Raw genomic sequence first — 530 nt, 5'->3', positions numbered from 1 at the left:
CCGACGCCCAGGCGCGGCAGGCGGGCGCGGCGCTGCTGCCGAGCCTTTCAGGCACCGGGCAGGAGACGTATTCGCGCACATCCGGCTCGTCAGCCTCGGGGCTCACCAATGGCGGACGTGAGGTCGTCAATTACCAGGCCTCGTTGAGCGCGAGCTATCAGCTCGACTTCTGGGGCCAGAACCGCGATGCGCTGCAGACGGCCGAGGAGACCGCCAACGCCAACCGCTTCGATCGCGACACCGTCGCGCTGACGACGCTGGCCGCCGTCGCCAACGCCTATTTCCAAGTGCTGGCCTCGCAGGACCGTATCAGGACGTCCCAGCGCAACATCGCGAGCGCGCAGCGCATCCTCGACGCCGTCAGGGAGCGGCGCAAGGCCGGCACTGGCACCGATCTCGATGTCGCGCAACAGGAAAGCGTGCTTGCCAACCAGAAGGCCTTGGTGCCGCCGCTGCGCCAGACGCTGGATCAGAACGTCAACGCGCTCGCCGTGCTGGTGTCGCGCCCGCCGGAGAGCGTGCGCGTGCTC

General features: G+C 68.7%; 1 protein-coding gene. It reads left to right on the top strand.

Annotation, left to right across the window (positions count from 1 at the left end; genetic code table 11):
• Positions 1–530: TolC family protein (locus MOV74_RS40070; protein ID WP_246933093.1), on the top strand; the 530-nt coding region annotated here is incomplete at both ends.

Origin of the sequence: Bradyrhizobium sp. SHOUNA76, from assembly GCF_023006445.1 — a bacterium.
In the GTDB taxonomy this organism is placed as follows: Bacteria; Pseudomonadota; Alphaproteobacteria; order Rhizobiales; family Xanthobacteraceae; genus Bradyrhizobium.
Note: the sequence above shows the minus strand (reverse complement) of the source record. Positions and strands in the feature narration are given on the sequence as shown.